Source organism: Microcoleus sp. N3A4, assembly GCF_036701805.1.
Classification (GTDB): Bacteria; Cyanobacteriota; Cyanobacteriia; order Cyanobacteriales; family Microcoleaceae; genus Microcoleus.
On sequence record NZ_JAUBRJ010000084.1, the window covers coordinates 1 to 15,740 of the forward strand.

A 15,740-nucleotide genomic window follows, 5' to 3' on the forward strand; every position below is an offset into this window, starting at 1 on the left:
GAGTTTCGGTTAAAATTCCAGGGATTTTTTGTCTCTGTTCGGGGAGCGTCCCTGTTCCAAAACTGTCCGAAGTATTGAGCTAACGACAGTGACCCTAATGGAGATGTCATAACCGTAGAAGCATTTGACGGCGTTTCTACGGAAGGAGGTAACATTGTTCTTGATAATCGCGGTACGCCTGATAACCTTACTGACGATCGATTAGTTTACACTCCTTTAACGACCTTTAGTGGTAGTGACAGTTTCACTTATACGATTAGCGATGGAACTGCTACAGCTACGGCTTCAGTTGTTGTTGAAGTCGGGGTTGACCTGGACGGCAGTAATGGGACAGATGGACTAACAGGGACACCCGGAGACGATCGCCTTAATGGAGGTAATGGGAAAAAAACGCTTATTAACAAACAGGTGTGGCTGTCTTTAGGAGATGGTAACGACACAATCACTAGCAGTGGCGGCATTTACAACGACGGTATCATTGAGACTGGCAATGGTGATGACTCTATCATTGTTGATGGAGGCGTTGATGGCACTGGTACCGGATATGGCATTTATAACGACGGCGGTAACATTAATACTGGTGATGGTAACGACTCCATCATTGCTCATGAAGGCTTTAAGTCAGCCTTGAATAGCAGTGGAAGTGTGTTTTTAGGAGAGGGCGAAGACTATATCAAGGGTTTTGGTAGCGGTGATTTTTATGGCGGAAACGGTAATGACACACTAGAATTAACGCCAGGAAGTTATACCGTTGGGATATGGGAGCCATCGACGACTTTCTTCACCCAAGGTGACCAACTTCTGATAACTTCCGAGTTTGAAAAACTCATAGCTGGTGGCACAACGTATGACTTCACCAGTTTGACTGCTGGTCAGACAATTATTATCGTCTAGCAGTCTATTTGGAAGTAGGGGACAGCTAGCTATGAGAAAAGTTTTGCTGTCCTGAAAGAGCCTTCATTCTTTACTGATAACGCTTTTCTCCAATCTCCTGAAAGAAAAGGTTAAAAATTGTGGCGTTGCTGATTAGGAGTATGATTTGCCTCCGAAATTTAGAATAGGGGCAATTCATGAATTGCCCCTACTCTAAATTTCAAGGATTGCTATAGCGAGTGAATCATACCTAAATTCAGCAACCCCCCAAATTTAATATGCTATTTCTGCACCCGCTTTTAGATTTCACGGATTGCTTTACCGACGGAGAGCGAGAGTCGATCGACTCGCAGCCGAATTATTGGTACGAAGGCCGTTGTCCTCAAAGCGGCGAGCTGCTGAGACTGCCGCGCACTCGAATGTCCGAGGATCTCGCGCGGGGTTTGATGCAGTACCTTGCTGCTGACGGTGCCTACGATCGCGAAGGGAAGATGTACGGCATATTACTGGTGGAAATGCCTTCGGGGGAACAGCGGATACTCAAAGCATTTTCCGGGCTGCTGAACGGTTGCAGCATTGTTGAAGGCTGGGTGCCGCCGATTCCGGGACGAGATCGAGTTGCTTTCGATGAAGCCCGCACGTTAACTCAATTGGAGGAGATGAAACAGGAACTGATTGCACTGAATCAACTCCCGCAGCGACAAGAGTATGCAGCCTTATTTCGGGAGTTTGAATTGCAAATGCAAGTTTTGAGCGATCGGCACCGCAATTGCAAGCAGCAGCGAGATGAAAAACGCCAGTTAATGTGTCAAACTCTCGCAGCAGAAACACTAGAAATTGCCCTCGAACAACTGAATCAAGAAAGCCGTTTGGAGGGAATTGAACGCAGGCAATTGAAACGGCAGCGGGATGAAACATTGCAGCCGCTAAAACAATTAATTGAAGCTGCGGATCGGCGGATGCGGGCGCTGAAACAGCGGCGAAAAGAACTTTCCCGCGAACTTCAGACGCAAATGCACGAGGCTTACACTCTGGTGAATTTTTTGGGTAAATCGCGATCGATCTCTTCATTGATGCCAACTAATTCTATTCCCACTGGCACCGGCGACTGTTGCGCGCCAAAATTGCTCCACTGTGCCGCAGCAAACAATCTGAAACCGCTGGCAATGGCTGAGTTTTGGTGGGGGCCGCCATCGGGGGATAAGATTCAGGGAGAATTTTATGGCGCTTGTGGCGATCGGTGTCAGCCGTTGATGGGTTTTTTGCTATCAGGATTGGCTCAAAATCCGATTGTTGCTAATATAAATCAGGGTTTGACGGGCGGGCTAGAAGCCCACCCCACAAGCAATAATATTGATTGTGGAACGGGCATCTTGCCCGTTGCGGGCGGGCTAGAAGCCCAACCCACAAATCATCATATTGATTGTGGAACGGGCATCTTGCCCGTTGCGGGCGGGCTAGAAGCCCACCCCACAAGCAATAATTTTTATTGTGGAACGGGCAAGATGCCCGTTACCCAAATGCTACCGATTATCTATGAAGACAAATGGTTAATCGCGGTCAATAAACCCTCTGGGTTGCTGTCAGTTCCAGGTCGTTATCTAGAAAATCAAGATAGTGTTTTGAGTCGTTTGCGTAACTTGTTACCGGATAGTTTGGATTTGACGGCGGTGCATCGTTTAGATGGGGAAACATCGGGTATTTTGCTATTGTCGCGGGACAAAGAAACTAGCAGTCAACTCAGGCAGCAATTTGAAACAAAGCAGGTTCACAAAGTTTATGAAGCGGTGCTTTCGGGTACTGTAAAAATTGATGCGGGGACGATCGATCTCCCACTTTGGGGCGATCCGGACAATCGCCCTTACCAGCAAGTAAATTGGGAGTGCGGAAAGCCCAGCGTTACTCGCTTTCAGGTAATGGCGAGGGAGGGAAATTACGATCGCGTCGAGTTTTTGCCGCTGACGGGACGCACGCATCAATTGAGGGTTCATGCAGCGGATGTTCGAGGGTTGGGGATACCGATTTTGGGCGATCGACTTTACGGATGTCGGGCTGCTGCGAATCGGCTACACTTGCACGCGCGGGAACTTTCCTTTGAGCATCCGCAGTTGGGAGAAAAGCTGCACTTGCAGGCAGAAACGCCATTTTGAGCTGAGGGCGATCGGGCAACAAGCGATAATCGATCGCGAATATGTGATGCCGTTAGCATTTCGGGCGATCTATTCAAGTTATATTAAGCTTATCCCCGACAATCCGTGCGGGAGATACAGCATATTCCATGTATGTGCGGTACACACAATCTTGTAGTAAGTAAGGTGCGTCGCTTTCAGAGTCAATCTGCAAGTTCCATTGAACCTGCTTCGCAGCGACGCACCCTACATAACACGTACCGCACAATATAGCTTTATAGTGTACTTCACGAACCACCGAATATGCTGTATCACCTTAATTAGGTTAACAGTTAGCTGTTAACTGTTAACAGCTAACAGCTAACTGTTAACTGTTATGTAATTTCCCTGATTTTTTAGTTGAAAAACCTCAAATTTATGACTGCTCAAACAACTTCTCCACTGCTGCTCAGTTCCTTCAAACTCGGAGATTTACCATTAAAAAACCGGGTAGTCATGGCACCCATGACGAGATCCAGAGCCGGTGAAGCGCGGATGCCCAACGCTTTGATGGCAGAGTATTACACTCAGCGAGCCGGAGCTGGTTTAATTATTACAGAAGCCACAGTGATTTCTACTCAAGCTAATGGTTGGCTCAATACGCCCGGTATTTATTCAGACGAGCAAGCCGAAGCTTGGAAACAAATTGTGAATGCGGTTCATGCCCGCGAAACGCCGATTTTCATGCAGCTTTGGCACACCGGGCGGGCTTCCCACAGCAGTTTTCATGAAAACAATCAATTACCAGTTGCAGCGTCTGCCATCAAAATAAACGGAGAAGGCATTCATACCCCTCTAGGCAAACAACCCTACGAAACTCCCCGCGCTCTAGAAACCGATGAAATCTCGCTGGTTGTAGAAGATTATCGCAAGGCGGCGGAACGGGCAAAAATGGCAGGTTTTGACGGTGTAGAAATTCACGGGGCAAACGGCTATCTCATTGACACATTCCTGCAAACCAGAACCAATCACCGCACTGATTCCTATGGTGGCGCAGTCGAAAATCGCTACCGTTTTCTCAAGGAAATTGTGGAGGCGATTATCACAGTATTTCCGGCAAACAGAGTAGGAGTTAGACTTTCTCCCAATGGTGCTTACAATGATATGGGTTCTCCCACTTATCGGGAAGATTATCTGTATTTTGCAGGGCAGTTAAATGCCTGTGATTTAGCTTACCTTCACTTGGTGGACGGTGTGGATAGGGGCTTTCACGAATTGGGAACGCCGATGGTGATAGGTGAGTTTCGCGATGTGTTTGCAGGGCCGCTGGTCGGCAACTCCGGATATACTCAAGAACAAGCTGAAATAGCCGTGAGCAGCAAAGTTGCGGATTTAATTGCTTTTGGTCGAGATTTTATCAGCAATCCCGATTTGGTAGAGCGTTTTACTAATGGTTGGCCGCTCAATCCCCCTGCCGAAGCCGGCACCTGGTATTCTTTTGGGCCTGAAGGTTATATCGATTTCCCTAGATATCAGGAATCGGCCGCTATTTCTTAGTTGAGTTGGTTGGTTGGGGCGGGTTTATCAATACCGAGTATGTGAATCATAGATAATGGTGAACTCGCCCCAACAGGATTTATGGTTAATTCACAAAAGTAGGAGTGGGAGTTGAAGCGATATTTAATTTTCATCGCCGGTTGATATCTAGAACGTTTCCCCATATCCTAATAACCATAGGGTACTTCAAAAAATTAGAGCTGCTAGCTCAGCGTTTGAGTTCCTGAAAATAATCAATAGCGGAAGCGCTTTTAACAAGATGGCACAAAATCACAAGTCAACGGTTATCATCACCGGCGCTTCCTCCGGCGTCGGTTTGTACCAGTGGCGTGAACGAAGATTGTGGATCTGGTATCGAAACCCGCAGTTTATCGGTTAGGCTGCTGGTAACTTTGACTATCTACGAATTTTCCAGTATCCAGGTTCCCGGCTGCAATGCATAACCGCCAAAATGAGAATGTAGTCTTCCTCGATTGTGTAGAGAATTCCATAAGGAAACCTACGCACCATACATCGTCGAACCTCCTCATCAACAGCAACATAACGAGTAGGAGATTCTCTAATCCGATAAACCGTATCCTCAATAGCATTGATAAATGCTTGTGCAACCTCAACTCGTTGTTCTGTATAGTATTGAACTGCCTCAGCATATTCAGTGAGAGATTCAGGGTGAAATACATACCTCATAGCTCAATCAGTCGCCTAACTTGAGCCAAAGCTTCTTCCCCCGCAATCGGTTGCACAGAGCCATCCCGAACCTCGTCTCTTCGTCTTTTTGCTTCAGTCACCCAAACTGCCTGAATTGCTGAGTCGGTGTCAAATTCTAAGCTTTCTATCAACTTGTCTGCAAGGAGTGCCCTTGATTCACTAGGCAAAGACAATATTTCCTCTGTCAGTTGCTCGATCGACCGCATAGCTCCTCGCAGAATACTAAACTCTAGACTTATTGTAACAGTTGAGATCGAGAACGTTTCCCCATATCCTAGTAACCATAGGATATTTTCAAACATCCGAGCTACGAGCTTAGCAGTTTGAGATCCTGAAAATAATCAATAGCGGAAGCGCTTTTAACAAGATGGCACAAAATCACAAATCAACGGTTATCATCACCGGCGCTTCCTCCGGCGTCGGTTTGTACGGCGCGAAAGCTCTCGCAGACAAGGGATGGCACGTAGTCATGGCCTGTCGGGACGTGCGGAAAGCCGGAGACGCCGCCCGAGAGTTGGGCATACCTGAAGGCAGTTTCTCCATCATGCAGATTGACTTGGGCGATTTGGAAAGCGTGCGCCGATTTGCTCGGGAATTCAAAGCAAGCGGCAGGCCTCTGGACGCTTTGGTGTGCAACGCCGCCATTTATATGCCTTTGATTAAGGAACCGCTGCGGAGCCCGGAGGGTTACGAGTTGACGATGACTACCAATCACCTGGGTCATTTCCTGCTGTGCAACCTGATGATGGAAAATATGAAGCCTTCGTATTATTCCGATGCGAGAATCGTGATTTTGGGAACTGTGACTCACAATCCAGACGAGTTGGGCGGGAAGATTCCGCCGCGCCCGGATTTGGGCAAGTTTGAGGGTTTTGAAGCGGGTTTCAAAGACCCGATTTCGATGGTTGACGGCAAGAAGTTTGAACCGGTCAAGGCTTACAAAGATAGCAAAGTTTGCAACGTGCTGACGATGCGGGAACTGCACCGCCGCTTTCACGAATCCACGGGGATTACTTTCACTTCGCTGTATCCGGGATGCGTTGCGGATACGCCGCTGTTCCGCAACCACTATCCTTTGTTTCAGAAGCTGTTCCCGCTGTTTCAGAAGAATATCACGGGGGGTTACGTGTCGCAGGAGTTGGCGGGGGAAAGGCTGGCGATGGTGGTTGCCGATCTCGAATACAAGCAATCTGGGGCTTATTGGAGTTGGGGGAACCGCCAGAAAAAAGATGGCAAGTCTTTTGTGCAGAAGGTTTCTCCCCAGGCCCGCGATGATGAAAAAGGCGAGCGGATGTGGGAGTTGAGTGCTAAGTTGGTGGGATTGACTGACGGGGCTAAAATGGGTGCTGCGGCTGGTGCGGGCCGCTCTGCATAATTCACAGTTAGAAACCCTCTTGATAAGACTCGGCGGTTGAAACCGCGTCTGGGCACAGGAGGTCTGCCGACGCGGACTCAAGAAAAAAGGGGGTATTAAAGTCGGATTTGGTATGATACACCAAAATCAAAGAAACCGGGTTTTTTAGTGGATCTGCGGGCTGCAACTCACATCTTGCACTATTCTTAAGAACAGGCAAGATGCCTGTGAAGCGAGAAAATTTATCTCTGGTGGAACAGGCATCTTGCCTGTTCATAAAAAGATTCTTGAGAATGGTGCAATATCTCAGTTGTAGCGCGTTTTTTCGGACACAACCCGGTTTCTGGTTTACCTTGGCGTGCAGGGCTATTCTGGTTGCGGCATTAGCATGAAAGCGTAGATTTTGCAACAAAAAAAAATTGGTTTTTTTTACTGTTTGCGATCGACTTACACGATATTTTTTCGGATAAGAAACCGATTGGTGCGTAAGTCTTGGGAAATGAACAGCCGTCGATCGACCTTTTGGTTTTTAGTGCCTGCGAAACTGTTAGCTGCGACGGCTGTTGCTTTTTTTGCTGTTAAGATTGATTTTTACTTGAGGGTGCTCTATTGCGGAAAATATTTTCACCCAATTATTCGAGATAATTAGATCCTATGGCTTGTCGATCGCAAAAACTATTTTTACTCGCTGGAATTTTTGGGTTAGTTTGGCTGGGAAAACCAGCGAAAACATCCGCTAGCACAGTTGAAATTTTGACCTCAAATGTTGAGGATTTGGCAGCATTCAGCAGCGGAGGCGACACTAATCTTGACAGTCGCGAAGACTCAGCCACCGCTGACGAGAAGACGCAGTTACCCGCTGAGTCAGAACGCTCGGTGGGGGCGGAAACTCCCGACTTACCTCTCAAGAACAGGCAAGATGCCTGTTCCACAAAAAGTGAGTTTTCTTGTCGGGAGGGCATAGAACCCGATGTGAAATCTTACACTATTCTCAAGAACAGGCAAGATGCCTGTTCCACAAAAAGTGAGTTTTCTTGTGGGGAGGGCATCGATCCCGCCCGTAAAAGGCTTGTTGACAATGGTGCAACATCTCAGCCCGATCGCACATTCAGCACAAAAACTCAAGAAACCGAGATTTTTAACTCTGGTCAAAAGCTAGAAGAAAATATTGGCATAAAAAAAACCAATTTGGGTATCGATCGCAACTCGCAACTCAGCCAACTGCCGAACCCAATTCTGCCCAGAGAGCCGGAATTGCCAGCTCCTGAGCCGCCGCAACCGCCTGCGCCGTCTCCCCTCCAACCAACGCCGCTAACACCAGTTCCCGGCGATGCTAGGCAGGAGATTCCGGGTAAAATTCAGGTCGATCGCTTTGAATTTGAGGGCAACACAGCTTTTAGCGATCGCGAACTCGCAGAAGTTACGCAACAGTTTGCGGGGCGCGAAATCACCTTTGCTGAACTGATCGCAGCCGAAGCAGCCGTCACTCAAAAATACGTGGCGGCAGGATACATCAATTCCGGCGCTGTAATTCCAGCCAACCAAAGCTTTCCGAGATCGGGAGGTGTGGTGAAAATTCGGATTGTAGAAGGCGGATTGGATGAAATTGTGATTACTGGAAACAGGCGCTTAAATTCAAATTACGTGCGATCGCGCCTTGAGCGCGCCACCAGACGGCCCCTCAACCGATCTCGGTTGCTGGAAGCCTTGCAACTGCTGCAACTCGACCCCTTAATTGCCAATATTTCCGCCGAACTCCAAGCCGGAAGCCGCCCGGAAAACAGCCGTTTAGAAGTGCGGGTAAAAGAAGCAGACAGCTTTAGCGGTGAAGTGTTCGCAGACAACAACCGATCGCCCAGCGTCGGCAGTTTTCGGCGCGGTGTTCGCATAAATCAAGCAAATTTGCTCGGTTTGGGCGACGGATTAGAGGTATCTTATGCTAACACCGACGGCAGCAACGAATTCAACGGCAGCTACACAGTCCCCGTCAACGCGCGCAACGGCACGATTCGGTTCGCTGCGGGTACTGCTAGCACCAACATCATCGAGGAACCCTTCGATGCTGCCCAAATCGAGGGAAAATCGCGGACTTACGAGTTAACTTACCGCCAGCCGATTGTCGAAAAGCCCGATCGCACTTTGGCTTTGGGACTGAGTTTTTCGCGGCAAGAAAGCGATACATTCCTGTCGGGGGAACGATTTGCGCTTTCGGCGGGAGCAAATGAGCGCGGCGAAACGCGGGTTTCGGCTGTGCGGTTTTTTCAAGAATACGTGCAGCGGAGTTCCAACCAAGTGTTCGCGGCGCGATCGCAGTTTTCCCTCGGCACCAATTTTTTGGGCGCTACTGCGAACGATAGCGGGCCTGACAGCCGCTTTCTGGCGTGGCGCGGACAAGCCCAGTACGTGCGGCTGCTAGCACCAGAAACCTTGCTGATTGTGCGTTCCGACATTCAATTAGCCGATCGCCCCCTGCTTTCCCTCGAACAAATCGGGATCGGTGGCGTTCAAAGCGTGCGCGGATACCGCCAAGATTTGCTGTTAACTGATAGCGGTGCGATCGCCTCTGCTGAAGTGCGAATTCCGGTGTGGCGTGTGCCGCAAGTCCAAGGTTTGTTGCAAGTCGCTCCGTTTATCGATTTTGGGGTAGGGTGGAACCATTCGGAGGAAAAGGCGAATCCTGACTCGGATAAACTGCTGGGTGCGGGTTTGGGGCTGGTTTGGCAGATGGGCGATCGGTTGAATGTGCGTCTCGACTACGGCATTCCTTTGATAAATGCTCGATCGGGCGATCGAACTTTGCAGGAAAAAGGCATCTACTTTAGAATCAATTATTTTCCGTTTTAAATTGTAGGTTGGGTTGAGTGCGATCGAATCCTGCGCTTCGCTTCGCCCAACACTTTCATCTTTAGCGCTGAGGGTCAAATTTTATTAAGTGGCGGCCTCGATCACCTGCGTAGCAGAAGAATCGATACGGTCCAACGGTTTATAGAGTGGGCATTCAGACAAAACGAATTATCATGGTGGGACACGCTTTTAGCTTTCCCAATTCTAGTTTAGTAGATCGCCCGTCCATACGTTGTTAGCACAACAGATAGCGATGGGCGATCGTACTAATTGGTTAGCGCAATGTAGGAGTCAACAATAGCCTACTTGGGAATGATTTCAACTTTAACGATATCAAACCCCCCCGATGGAGTCCTCTCAAAGTTGTATCGCTTTCCACCAACCAATGCACGCTCAACTACGTATCGAGGATTGTTACCATACTCAGTGTAGAAAAGAAAGGTAGAACCACCAGAATAAGTGCCACATCCGGGAGATAGAGACTGCGCCTTACGGTCAAGCTGAAAGGTTATTCTGCTGGACAGTCTGTTACAAATAGAAACCTGATTAGGTGCAATTTGAGCAGAAGCAGCTAGTGGGATAAGTCCTAGCAACGTGCTGAAAGTAGTCAAAACGGTTGCATGAACGATCTTACGCATCGAAGTAATACTCCTTAAGTATTTGATGTTTGCTTGAACCGATCAACCTTAATCTCCGTCTACCTATTTCGTCGGTTGGAAAAAGGTAGGGAAAAAGTCAGATGCACTCCACATACAATTCAGCTTCTGCGTCTTTACAGCGAATGAGCAGCTACTTGGCTCTCGCATCCTACCGATAACTTTTCGACTGCATCATGACAGAATATCTAGCGGTTTAACTTATAATTAGATCGCAGTTGCGGTACAATACTGAATATAATCGAATAATACCGCATATCGATATCGATGATGTATGTCAACCCCTTCTTACTCCCCATCAGCATCTCCTTTCCTCGATCGAGTTCGCCGCACGATTCGACTCAAGCACTTAACTTGATGGGTGAAAGAGAGTCGATCTAACACTGGATAGATCAAAAAAATTGAGACATTCATCAGAACTTACTCACGCTCGAATTACTGTAATTATTCGCCCCATATTCATTGTATAAATTTCAGTATTAGACCGCTTCACCACGGGAGGTACTGAACTTGACCTTCCAACCCACATTCCGCAGGTCTTTAAACATAATTGATGGTTATAAAATTGAAAAATGTAAGCTTGAAGTGATTGCTGGGCAACCACTTCAAGCTTTTTTAAGGAATGAAAATTTAATAACTTTAGCGTCTGCTAAATAGTCGGAACTGCACGATAATTTCATTTTGGTAGATATTCATCAAAAATAATTTTCATTGTTTCTTTAAATCCCTTAGCTACTTTTCGACCAGTTTCATAAATTTTATCGCTCACATTTACTACCACAGAAAGCCCGGTTTTAGTATGAGTTTTTGCCATGAGTTTTTTCACTAACTCAAGACTCGTAAAAATTACTCATTGACAGGCTCTGGTTACGTGAGGAAACAAACGATGTTCAATCGGATTATACTTCGATGTATAGGGAGGATAGTGTGCGATTCTAATTTCTATTCCTAACTCGTCAACTAATTTTTGTAAATCCGATTTAAAGATATGATGATTGGAATTATTACTGCCACCACCATCGCATTTTATCAAAATTGAATCGGCTTGATGGTAGATAAATTTTCCGTAATTAACCCACCATAATTTAATCGATTCACAAGCAAATTCACTCGTGTCTTTACTGATTCCCAGGTTTAAATATCCTCGGTTTTGTTGCAGATCGTAAATTCCATGAGGCACTACTTTTCCGTCAGCTAGACTCCAAAAATCATGGTCAAATGTCGTAACAACTTCGGTAGTATATAGACTGCCTGCTCGATATAAATTTCCAATAAATTCCTTCTTCTTGGTGTCCATACTAACAATTGGATTTCCCTGGAACTCATACTCAGCCGTAATTTTGGCAAGATTCTCAAATTGTTCATTACGATTTTTTGTGATTCCGGTTGTTTGTTGTTTTTGAGCTTTGCGTTTCACATATCCATGTTTTTTTAACAGTTTTTTAACGACTGAACTTATGGTTATAAGTTTATCTAATCAGAAAAGCAAGCTAATACGCGATTCCTAAAATTATTAAAATTAGAAAAACCATACCCTTGCCGCATTATCAACTTAATCCGATTGTTGATTCCTTCCATGACTCCACTTGTTGTGCGATGAAGAAAGTAGTTGCAAATACCCTCAAAATGATTCTCAATTGTTGATGCAGATTCTCTAAAAAATACTTGTGCATGATTTAGCCATTCTTTGATTTTGTTCTGCCCTTCTTTGACCGTCAAATTAGTCTCATATATTTCTCTAAATTTTTCTTTCATCTCATACGCAATTCTCAAATATTCGGATTTTCCTAGTGTCAATTCTAATCGATCAATCTGAAGAGGATTCAAATTTACTCGATTACTTAATAATAAATATTTACTTTGCCTGTCTGTTATTCCGGCTGCTCTACGTAACTTATTTAAGTCTTTATTAACTACTTTCATTACATGAAAACGATCGATAACAACTAGGGCATTTGGGAATACTTTTTTGATAACTTTAGGGAATCCTCCCCACATATCAACACTCACTTCCTCAACTTGTTCACGAACCTCAATTGGTTGTTCCACTTCTGACTTCAATGATTTCTTCACCGCGATGAGAATCAATCATCTCAATTAAATTACCTTCGCCCAGGTCACTCACAACAGTCACAAAATTTCCTTGACCTTTTCGCATACTTATCTCATCCAGACAAATTCGTTTAACCCGTTGCCAATTAGGTTTTTTTTTATGGTGTTTACCTGCTCAAATATTCCTTTTATTTCGTCATAACTCAGTCCTTCTTCTCGGACAATTTGCTCCATGCTCGATTGTTTGACACGCTCATAAATATCTTGTTCATATCGTTGAGTATGCCGTCTTTTAACGTCCAAAAAATCTAATTTTTCTGTGGGATACCGTTGAGTAAGTTAGCACAGTAAAACTGCCGTCGTGGGATTTTTAGATATACAGGACGACCAAAAACCGACAAATCTCTTACTAAAATTGGTCGATTTTGATGCATTTTTTCGGTAGGATTGTTACAATGATGACAAACAATTCCTTCTGATAAAATGCTCAGTCCCAAGAAAATTTTCCCCTCAACTTGAGTACAAGTTTCAACCCTGACTCCAGGCAAGGCTAATAGATAGTCTAGATGGAAGCTCATAACGGTAAATGTATTAGTAGGTACATTTTACACCATAAACTCAGGAGAGCCGCTCAAACTAAGATTATCTCCCGATTAATCAATCGGGAGAATCTCAAATCTACTCAACAATCCAAGGAGTTAAACAAGGCGTCCAAGAACTCAATTCTTCTTCCTTGAACCAGAGGCTAATTTCCTGGTTCGCAGTTTCCACAGCATCAGAACCGTGAATAATATTGCGGCCGACATTCACAGCCAAATCGCCGCGAATTGTCCCCGGTTCTGAATTCAGAGGATTTGTTGCGCCAATGATTTTTCTCGCCGACGCCACAACGCCGTCGCCTTCCCACACCATCGCCACCATCGGGCCAGAAGTGATGAAGTTTACCAATCCAGCAAAAAAGGGTCTTTCTTTGTGGACACCGTAATGCTGTTCGGCTAGTTCGCGAGTCGCCGTTATCAGCTTCATGCCAACTAGCGTAAAGCCTTTGGCTTCAAAACGACCGATAATTTCGCCAACGAGTCCGCGCTGTACGCCATCGGGCTTAATCGCTAAAAAAGTGCGTTCCAAGCTGAGCTCCTAGAATTTTCTTAACTGATACAAAAAATAGATTAACCCAGAACGCACCCAAAGGCAATTAACCCTGGGAAATTGTCATCTATACTCATTGCAACACCAGTAACTCTAGGTAATCGTACCCTCGCTCTCAACGCCGATTTAGTGGTAGAACACAATATGATGTAAATCACATTCGATCGTGACTATAAACACAATTAAACATGATGTCAAATACAAAAATATTTGTTAAACAAGATGGATAATTAAGCAAGGTGTGAAAGATTAGTTTAAATAACTTAGTGAGGGTGCGAGGCTATGAAAGAAATTCTAGCATTTATTCAATCAAAAAAGCAAGAATTTGCACAATTGCCGTTATTTGATGTTCTAGAAAATAAAAATATCTACCTGAAACAAAGACTAATTTTTGCACCTATACTCGCTCCTTTGGCTGTGGGATTGAGCGATTTAAATAAATATGTACTCCGAGAATCTTCTAGTAATAACAAAATTCAGGAACTAATTAATAAATATACTTATAAGGAAAACTATTACTGGCAGGACTATCTAGAATACCTAGAGGAACTGGGCTTTAACCAATCAATGACTTATGGTGATTTTAGACTGCTTTGGGGTGAAGAAACTAAAAAAACGCGATCGCTGTGTTCAGTGCTCGAACGCTACGCTGGGAAAGCCTCTCCCATTCAGAAACTGGTGTTAGTGCAAGTCCTCGAAGGAACGGCCACAGTTTTTTTTGAGGCGGCGCTAGCAGTGGTAATGGAATTACAGGAAATTACTCAAAAAGAATATATTTATTTTGGAGGAGGTGATGTGGGTTTAGAAAATTATCACCTTTTAAACACGCCAGAGATGTTGCAAGTTTTAGCAGAGATCAAACTTACTAATGCGGAACGCCAAGCAGCTTTAGAATTAGCACAAAATGTATTTGAACTATTTACAGAAGCGATGAACGAGCTGTTGCGACACAGCCAAACAAATTCTTGCAATACTGTGCTGCAAGTATCCTCAATTTCTGCGTTCGCTCATTGCGCGATCGACTGTCTCGATATTTAGTAATATCAATTCCGGTTGCACTCCTCATGACTGTTGACTGTTGACTGTTGACTGTTGACTGTTGACTGTTGACTGTTGACTGTTAAAAATCTCAAATCTCAAATCTCAAATCGGTTGACTGTTGACGGGCGGGTCAAAAAACTGAATAGTTGAGTGTTAACTGTTGACTCGATTTTATGATTCCGATGCAACCGGAAACGAGATCATTTAAACAATCACTAAATTATCTCGGTGTACCGCCGTTTCTACACCAGCATAGCCTAAAATCTCAGCAATTTTATCTGACTTGCAGCCCTTGATTTGTCTCAATTCTAAACTGCTATAATTCACAAGTCCTCTAGCAATTTGCTTGCCTGCTGCGTCGCACAACTGCACGGAATCATCAGCTTGAAATTCTCCTTCTACTTGAGCAATACCCGCAGCTAAAAGCGATTTTCCGCCGTGGGAAATTGCTTTAACCGCACCTGCATCTAAATATAGTTTTCCTGCCGGAATTAGCACGTTAGCTATCCAGTGTTTGCGAGCGTTTACAGGGCGCGGTTGAGGCTCAAATTGAGTGCCGATCGACTCTCCGTTGAGTATTTTCTCGATATTACCAGGAAAGCAGCCGTCAGTGATGACTGTGCGTACTCCCGATGCAGTTGCTATTCTGGCTGCTTCAATTTTTGTCACCATTCCACCGGTTCCCCAGCCGCTGCGGGAATCTCCTGTTTGCACCTGAAATTCTGTGAGCTGTGCCATACTTTGGACTAGGACGATCGGCTGCGCGTCGGGATTGCTGCGCGGATCGGCGGAATACAGCCGATCGACATCTGTGAGCACGAACAACCAATCTGCTTCTACCAAACTCGCTACTAGCGCCGAAAGCGTGTCGTTATCGCCAAATTTGAGTTCGTCTACCGCCACAGTATCGTTTTCATTGACGATCGGAATCACGCCCAATCTGAGCAGTTGCTGAAAAGTATTGTAAGCGTTAACATAACCGTTACGCTGCACTAAATCGCCCCTGGTGAGCAAAACTTGAGCGATCGGCTGTTGTAGAGTAGTAAACAAGTCATCGTACACCCGCATCAGCCGCCCTTGGCCCACGGCCGCCACAGCCTGTTTCAGAGCGATATTTCGCGGGCGTTCCGTCAAGCCCAAGCGCGCGCAGCCAACCCCAACCGCACCCGAAGAAACCAAAACTACTCGATGGCCTTGCTGCCGCAAATCAGCTAAAATTTCGACTAATGCAGCAATAGTTGAAAGAGCTAAGTTTCCGGTAGTCGATCGAGTCAGAGTCGAAGTTCCAATTTTAACAACAATAGTTTGAGTCATTAGTCAGTAGTCAGTAGTCAGTAGTCAGTAGTCAGTAGTCAGTAGTCAGTAGTCAGTAGTCAGTAGTCAGTAGTCAGTAGTCAG

General features: G+C 45.6%; 14 protein-coding genes and 2 pseudogenes. 7 read left to right on the top strand and 9 right to left on the bottom strand.

The features are described 5' to 3' along the window. Nucleotides 1-90 precede the first annotated feature (90 nt). The 4 genes and pseudogenes from QUA56_RS36995 to QUA56_RS31550 all read left to right on the top strand — a co-directional run. Nucleotides 91-288, top strand: a pseudogene (locus tag QUA56_RS36995) (Ig-like domain-containing protein); the annotation flags it as partial. A 120-nt stretch (nt 289-408) separates the two neighbouring features. After that, complete coding sequence (locus QUA56_RS31540; RefSeq protein WP_333366390.1) at nt 409-894, top strand: hypothetical protein; 486 nt, start codon at nt 409-411, stop codon at nt 892-894. Nucleotides 895-1,151: 257 nt separating this feature from the next. After that, on the top strand, nt 1,152-3,023 hold the full coding sequence (locus QUA56_RS31545; protein WP_333366393.1) for a pseudouridine synthase: 1,872 nt from the start codon (nt 1,152-1,154) through the stop codon (nt 3,021-3,023). 396 nt (nt 3,024-3,419) lie between these two features. Next, nucleotides 3,420-4,538, top strand: coding sequence for an alkene reductase (locus QUA56_RS31550; RefSeq protein WP_333366395.1), 1,119 nt, complete (start codon nt 3,420-3,422; stop codon nt 4,536-4,538). Nucleotides 4,539-4,934: 396 nt separating this feature from the next. Here QUA56_RS31550 and QUA56_RS31555 read toward each other — a convergent pair whose 3' ends face one another. Together QUA56_RS31555 and QUA56_RS31560 are read right to left on the bottom strand one after the other, a co-directional pair. Then, nucleotides 4,935-5,225 (bottom strand): type II toxin-antitoxin system RelE/ParE family toxin, encoded by a 291-nt coding sequence (locus QUA56_RS31555; protein WP_333366398.1) that lies wholly within the window; start codon nt 5,223-5,225, stop codon nt 4,935-4,937. Further along, a complete protein-coding gene (locus tag QUA56_RS31560) occupies nt 5,222-5,452 on the bottom strand; it encodes an addiction module protein (protein WP_333366401.1) in 231 nt (76 codons plus the stop codon). The genes QUA56_RS31555 and QUA56_RS31560 overlap by 4 nt, the downstream gene beginning before the upstream one ends. A gap of 161 nt (nt 5,453-5,613) precedes the next feature. Here QUA56_RS31560 and QUA56_RS31565 point away from each other — a divergent pair, with 161 nt between their 5' ends. Continuing rightward, on the top strand, nt 5,614-6,621 hold the full coding sequence (locus tag QUA56_RS31565) for a protochlorophyllide reductase (protein ID WP_333366404.1): 1,008 nt from the start codon (nt 5,614-5,616) through the stop codon (nt 6,619-6,621). A 633-nt stretch (nt 6,622-7,254) separates the two neighbouring features. After that, a complete protein-coding gene (locus tag QUA56_RS31570) occupies nt 7,255-9,444 on the top strand; it encodes a ShlB/FhaC/HecB family hemolysin secretion/activation protein (RefSeq protein ID WP_333366408.1) in 2,190 nt (729 codons plus the stop codon). Nucleotides 9,445-10,776: 1,332 nt separating this feature from the next. On the opposite strand, the pseudogene QUA56_RS31575 reads toward QUA56_RS31570, so the two are convergent. The 6 genes and pseudogenes from QUA56_RS31575 to ndk all read right to left on the bottom strand — a co-directional run bounded on the left by QUA56_RS31575 (nt 10,777) and on the right by ndk (nt 13,280). Then, nucleotides 10,777-11,565: pseudogene (locus tag QUA56_RS31575) on the bottom strand (ISAzo13 family transposase). Nucleotides 11,566-11,573: 8 nt separating this feature from the next. Then, nucleotides 11,574-12,149 (bottom strand): transposase, encoded by a 576-nt coding sequence (locus tag QUA56_RS31580; protein ID WP_333366411.1) that lies wholly within the window; start codon nt 12,147-12,149, stop codon nt 11,574-11,576. Next, a complete protein-coding gene (locus QUA56_RS31585; protein ID WP_333366414.1) occupies nt 12,133-12,258 on the bottom strand; it encodes a hypothetical protein in 126 nt (41 codons plus the stop codon). Before QUA56_RS31585 ends, QUA56_RS31580 begins: the two co-directional genes overlap by 17 nt. 2 nt (nt 12,259-12,260) lie before the next feature. Further along, nucleotides 12,261-12,455 carry a transposase family protein gene (locus tag QUA56_RS31590; RefSeq protein WP_333366417.1) on the bottom strand — a complete coding sequence of 65 codons (195 nt, stop codon included), beginning with the start codon at nt 12,453-12,455 and terminating at the stop codon, nt 12,261-12,263. 5 nt (nt 12,456-12,460) lie between these two features. Then, nucleotides 12,461-12,730, bottom strand: a complete 270-nt coding sequence (locus tag QUA56_RS31595; protein ID WP_333366420.1) for a transposase family protein — start codon at nt 12,728-12,730, stop codon at nt 12,461-12,463. A gap of 100 nt (nt 12,731-12,830) precedes the next feature. Then, nucleotides 12,831-13,280, bottom strand: coding sequence for a nucleoside-diphosphate kinase (gene ndk, locus QUA56_RS31600; protein ID WP_333366423.1), 450 nt, complete (start codon nt 13,278-13,280; stop codon nt 12,831-12,833). 303 nt (nt 13,281-13,583) lie between these two features. Between ndk and QUA56_RS31605 the strand changes: the two genes are divergently transcribed. Continuing rightward, complete coding sequence (locus QUA56_RS31605; RefSeq protein WP_333366426.1) at nt 13,584-14,339, top strand: hypothetical protein; 756 nt, start codon at nt 13,584-13,586, stop codon at nt 14,337-14,339. A 207-nt stretch (nt 14,340-14,546) separates the two neighbouring features. Here the strand turns inward: QUA56_RS31605 and proB are convergent, their stop codons facing one another. Then, nucleotides 14,547-15,656: a glutamate 5-kinase gene (gene proB / locus QUA56_RS31610; protein WP_333366429.1), complete on the bottom strand. Its 1,110-nt coding sequence runs from the start codon at nt 15,654-15,656 to the stop codon at nt 14,547-14,549. Between the last annotated feature and the right edge of the window lie 84 nt (nt 15,657-15,740).

Bases quoted from the DNA above. Each gene is read 5' to 3' on its own strand.
- QUA56_RS31545 (WP_333366393.1), top strand. From the start codon at position 1,152: ATGCTATTTCTGCACCCGCTTTTAGATTTCACGGATTGCTTTACCGAC.
- QUA56_RS31550 (WP_333366395.1), top strand. From the start codon at position 3,420: ATGACTGCTCAAACAACTTCTCCACTGCTGCTCAGTTCCTTCAAACTC.
- QUA56_RS31555 (WP_333366398.1), bottom strand. From the start codon at position 5,225: ATGAGGTATGTATTTCACCCTGAATCTCTCACTGAATATGCTGAGGCA.
- QUA56_RS31560 (WP_333366401.1), bottom strand. From the start codon at position 5,452: ATGCGGTCGATCGAGCAACTGACAGAGGAAATATTGTCTTTGCCTAGT.
- QUA56_RS31565 (WP_333366404.1), top strand. From the start codon at position 5,614: ATGGCACAAAATCACAAATCAACGGTTATCATCACCGGCGCTTCCTCC.
- QUA56_RS31570 (WP_333366408.1), top strand. From the start codon at position 7,255: ATGGCTTGTCGATCGCAAAAACTATTTTTACTCGCTGGAATTTTTGGG.
- QUA56_RS31585 (WP_333366414.1), bottom strand. From the start codon at position 12,258: ATGCGAAAAGGTCAAGGAAATTTTGTGACTGTTGTGAGTGACCTGGGC.
- QUA56_RS31595 (WP_333366420.1), bottom strand. From the start codon at position 12,730: ATGAGCTTCCATCTAGACTATCTATTAGCCTTGCCTGGAGTCAGGGTT.
- QUA56_RS31605 (WP_333366426.1), top strand. From the start codon at position 13,584: ATGAAAGAAATTCTAGCATTTATTCAATCAAAAAAGCAAGAATTTGCA.
- proB (WP_333366429.1), bottom strand. From the start codon at position 15,656: ATGACTCAAACTATTGTTGTTAAAATTGGAACTTCGACTCTGACTCGA.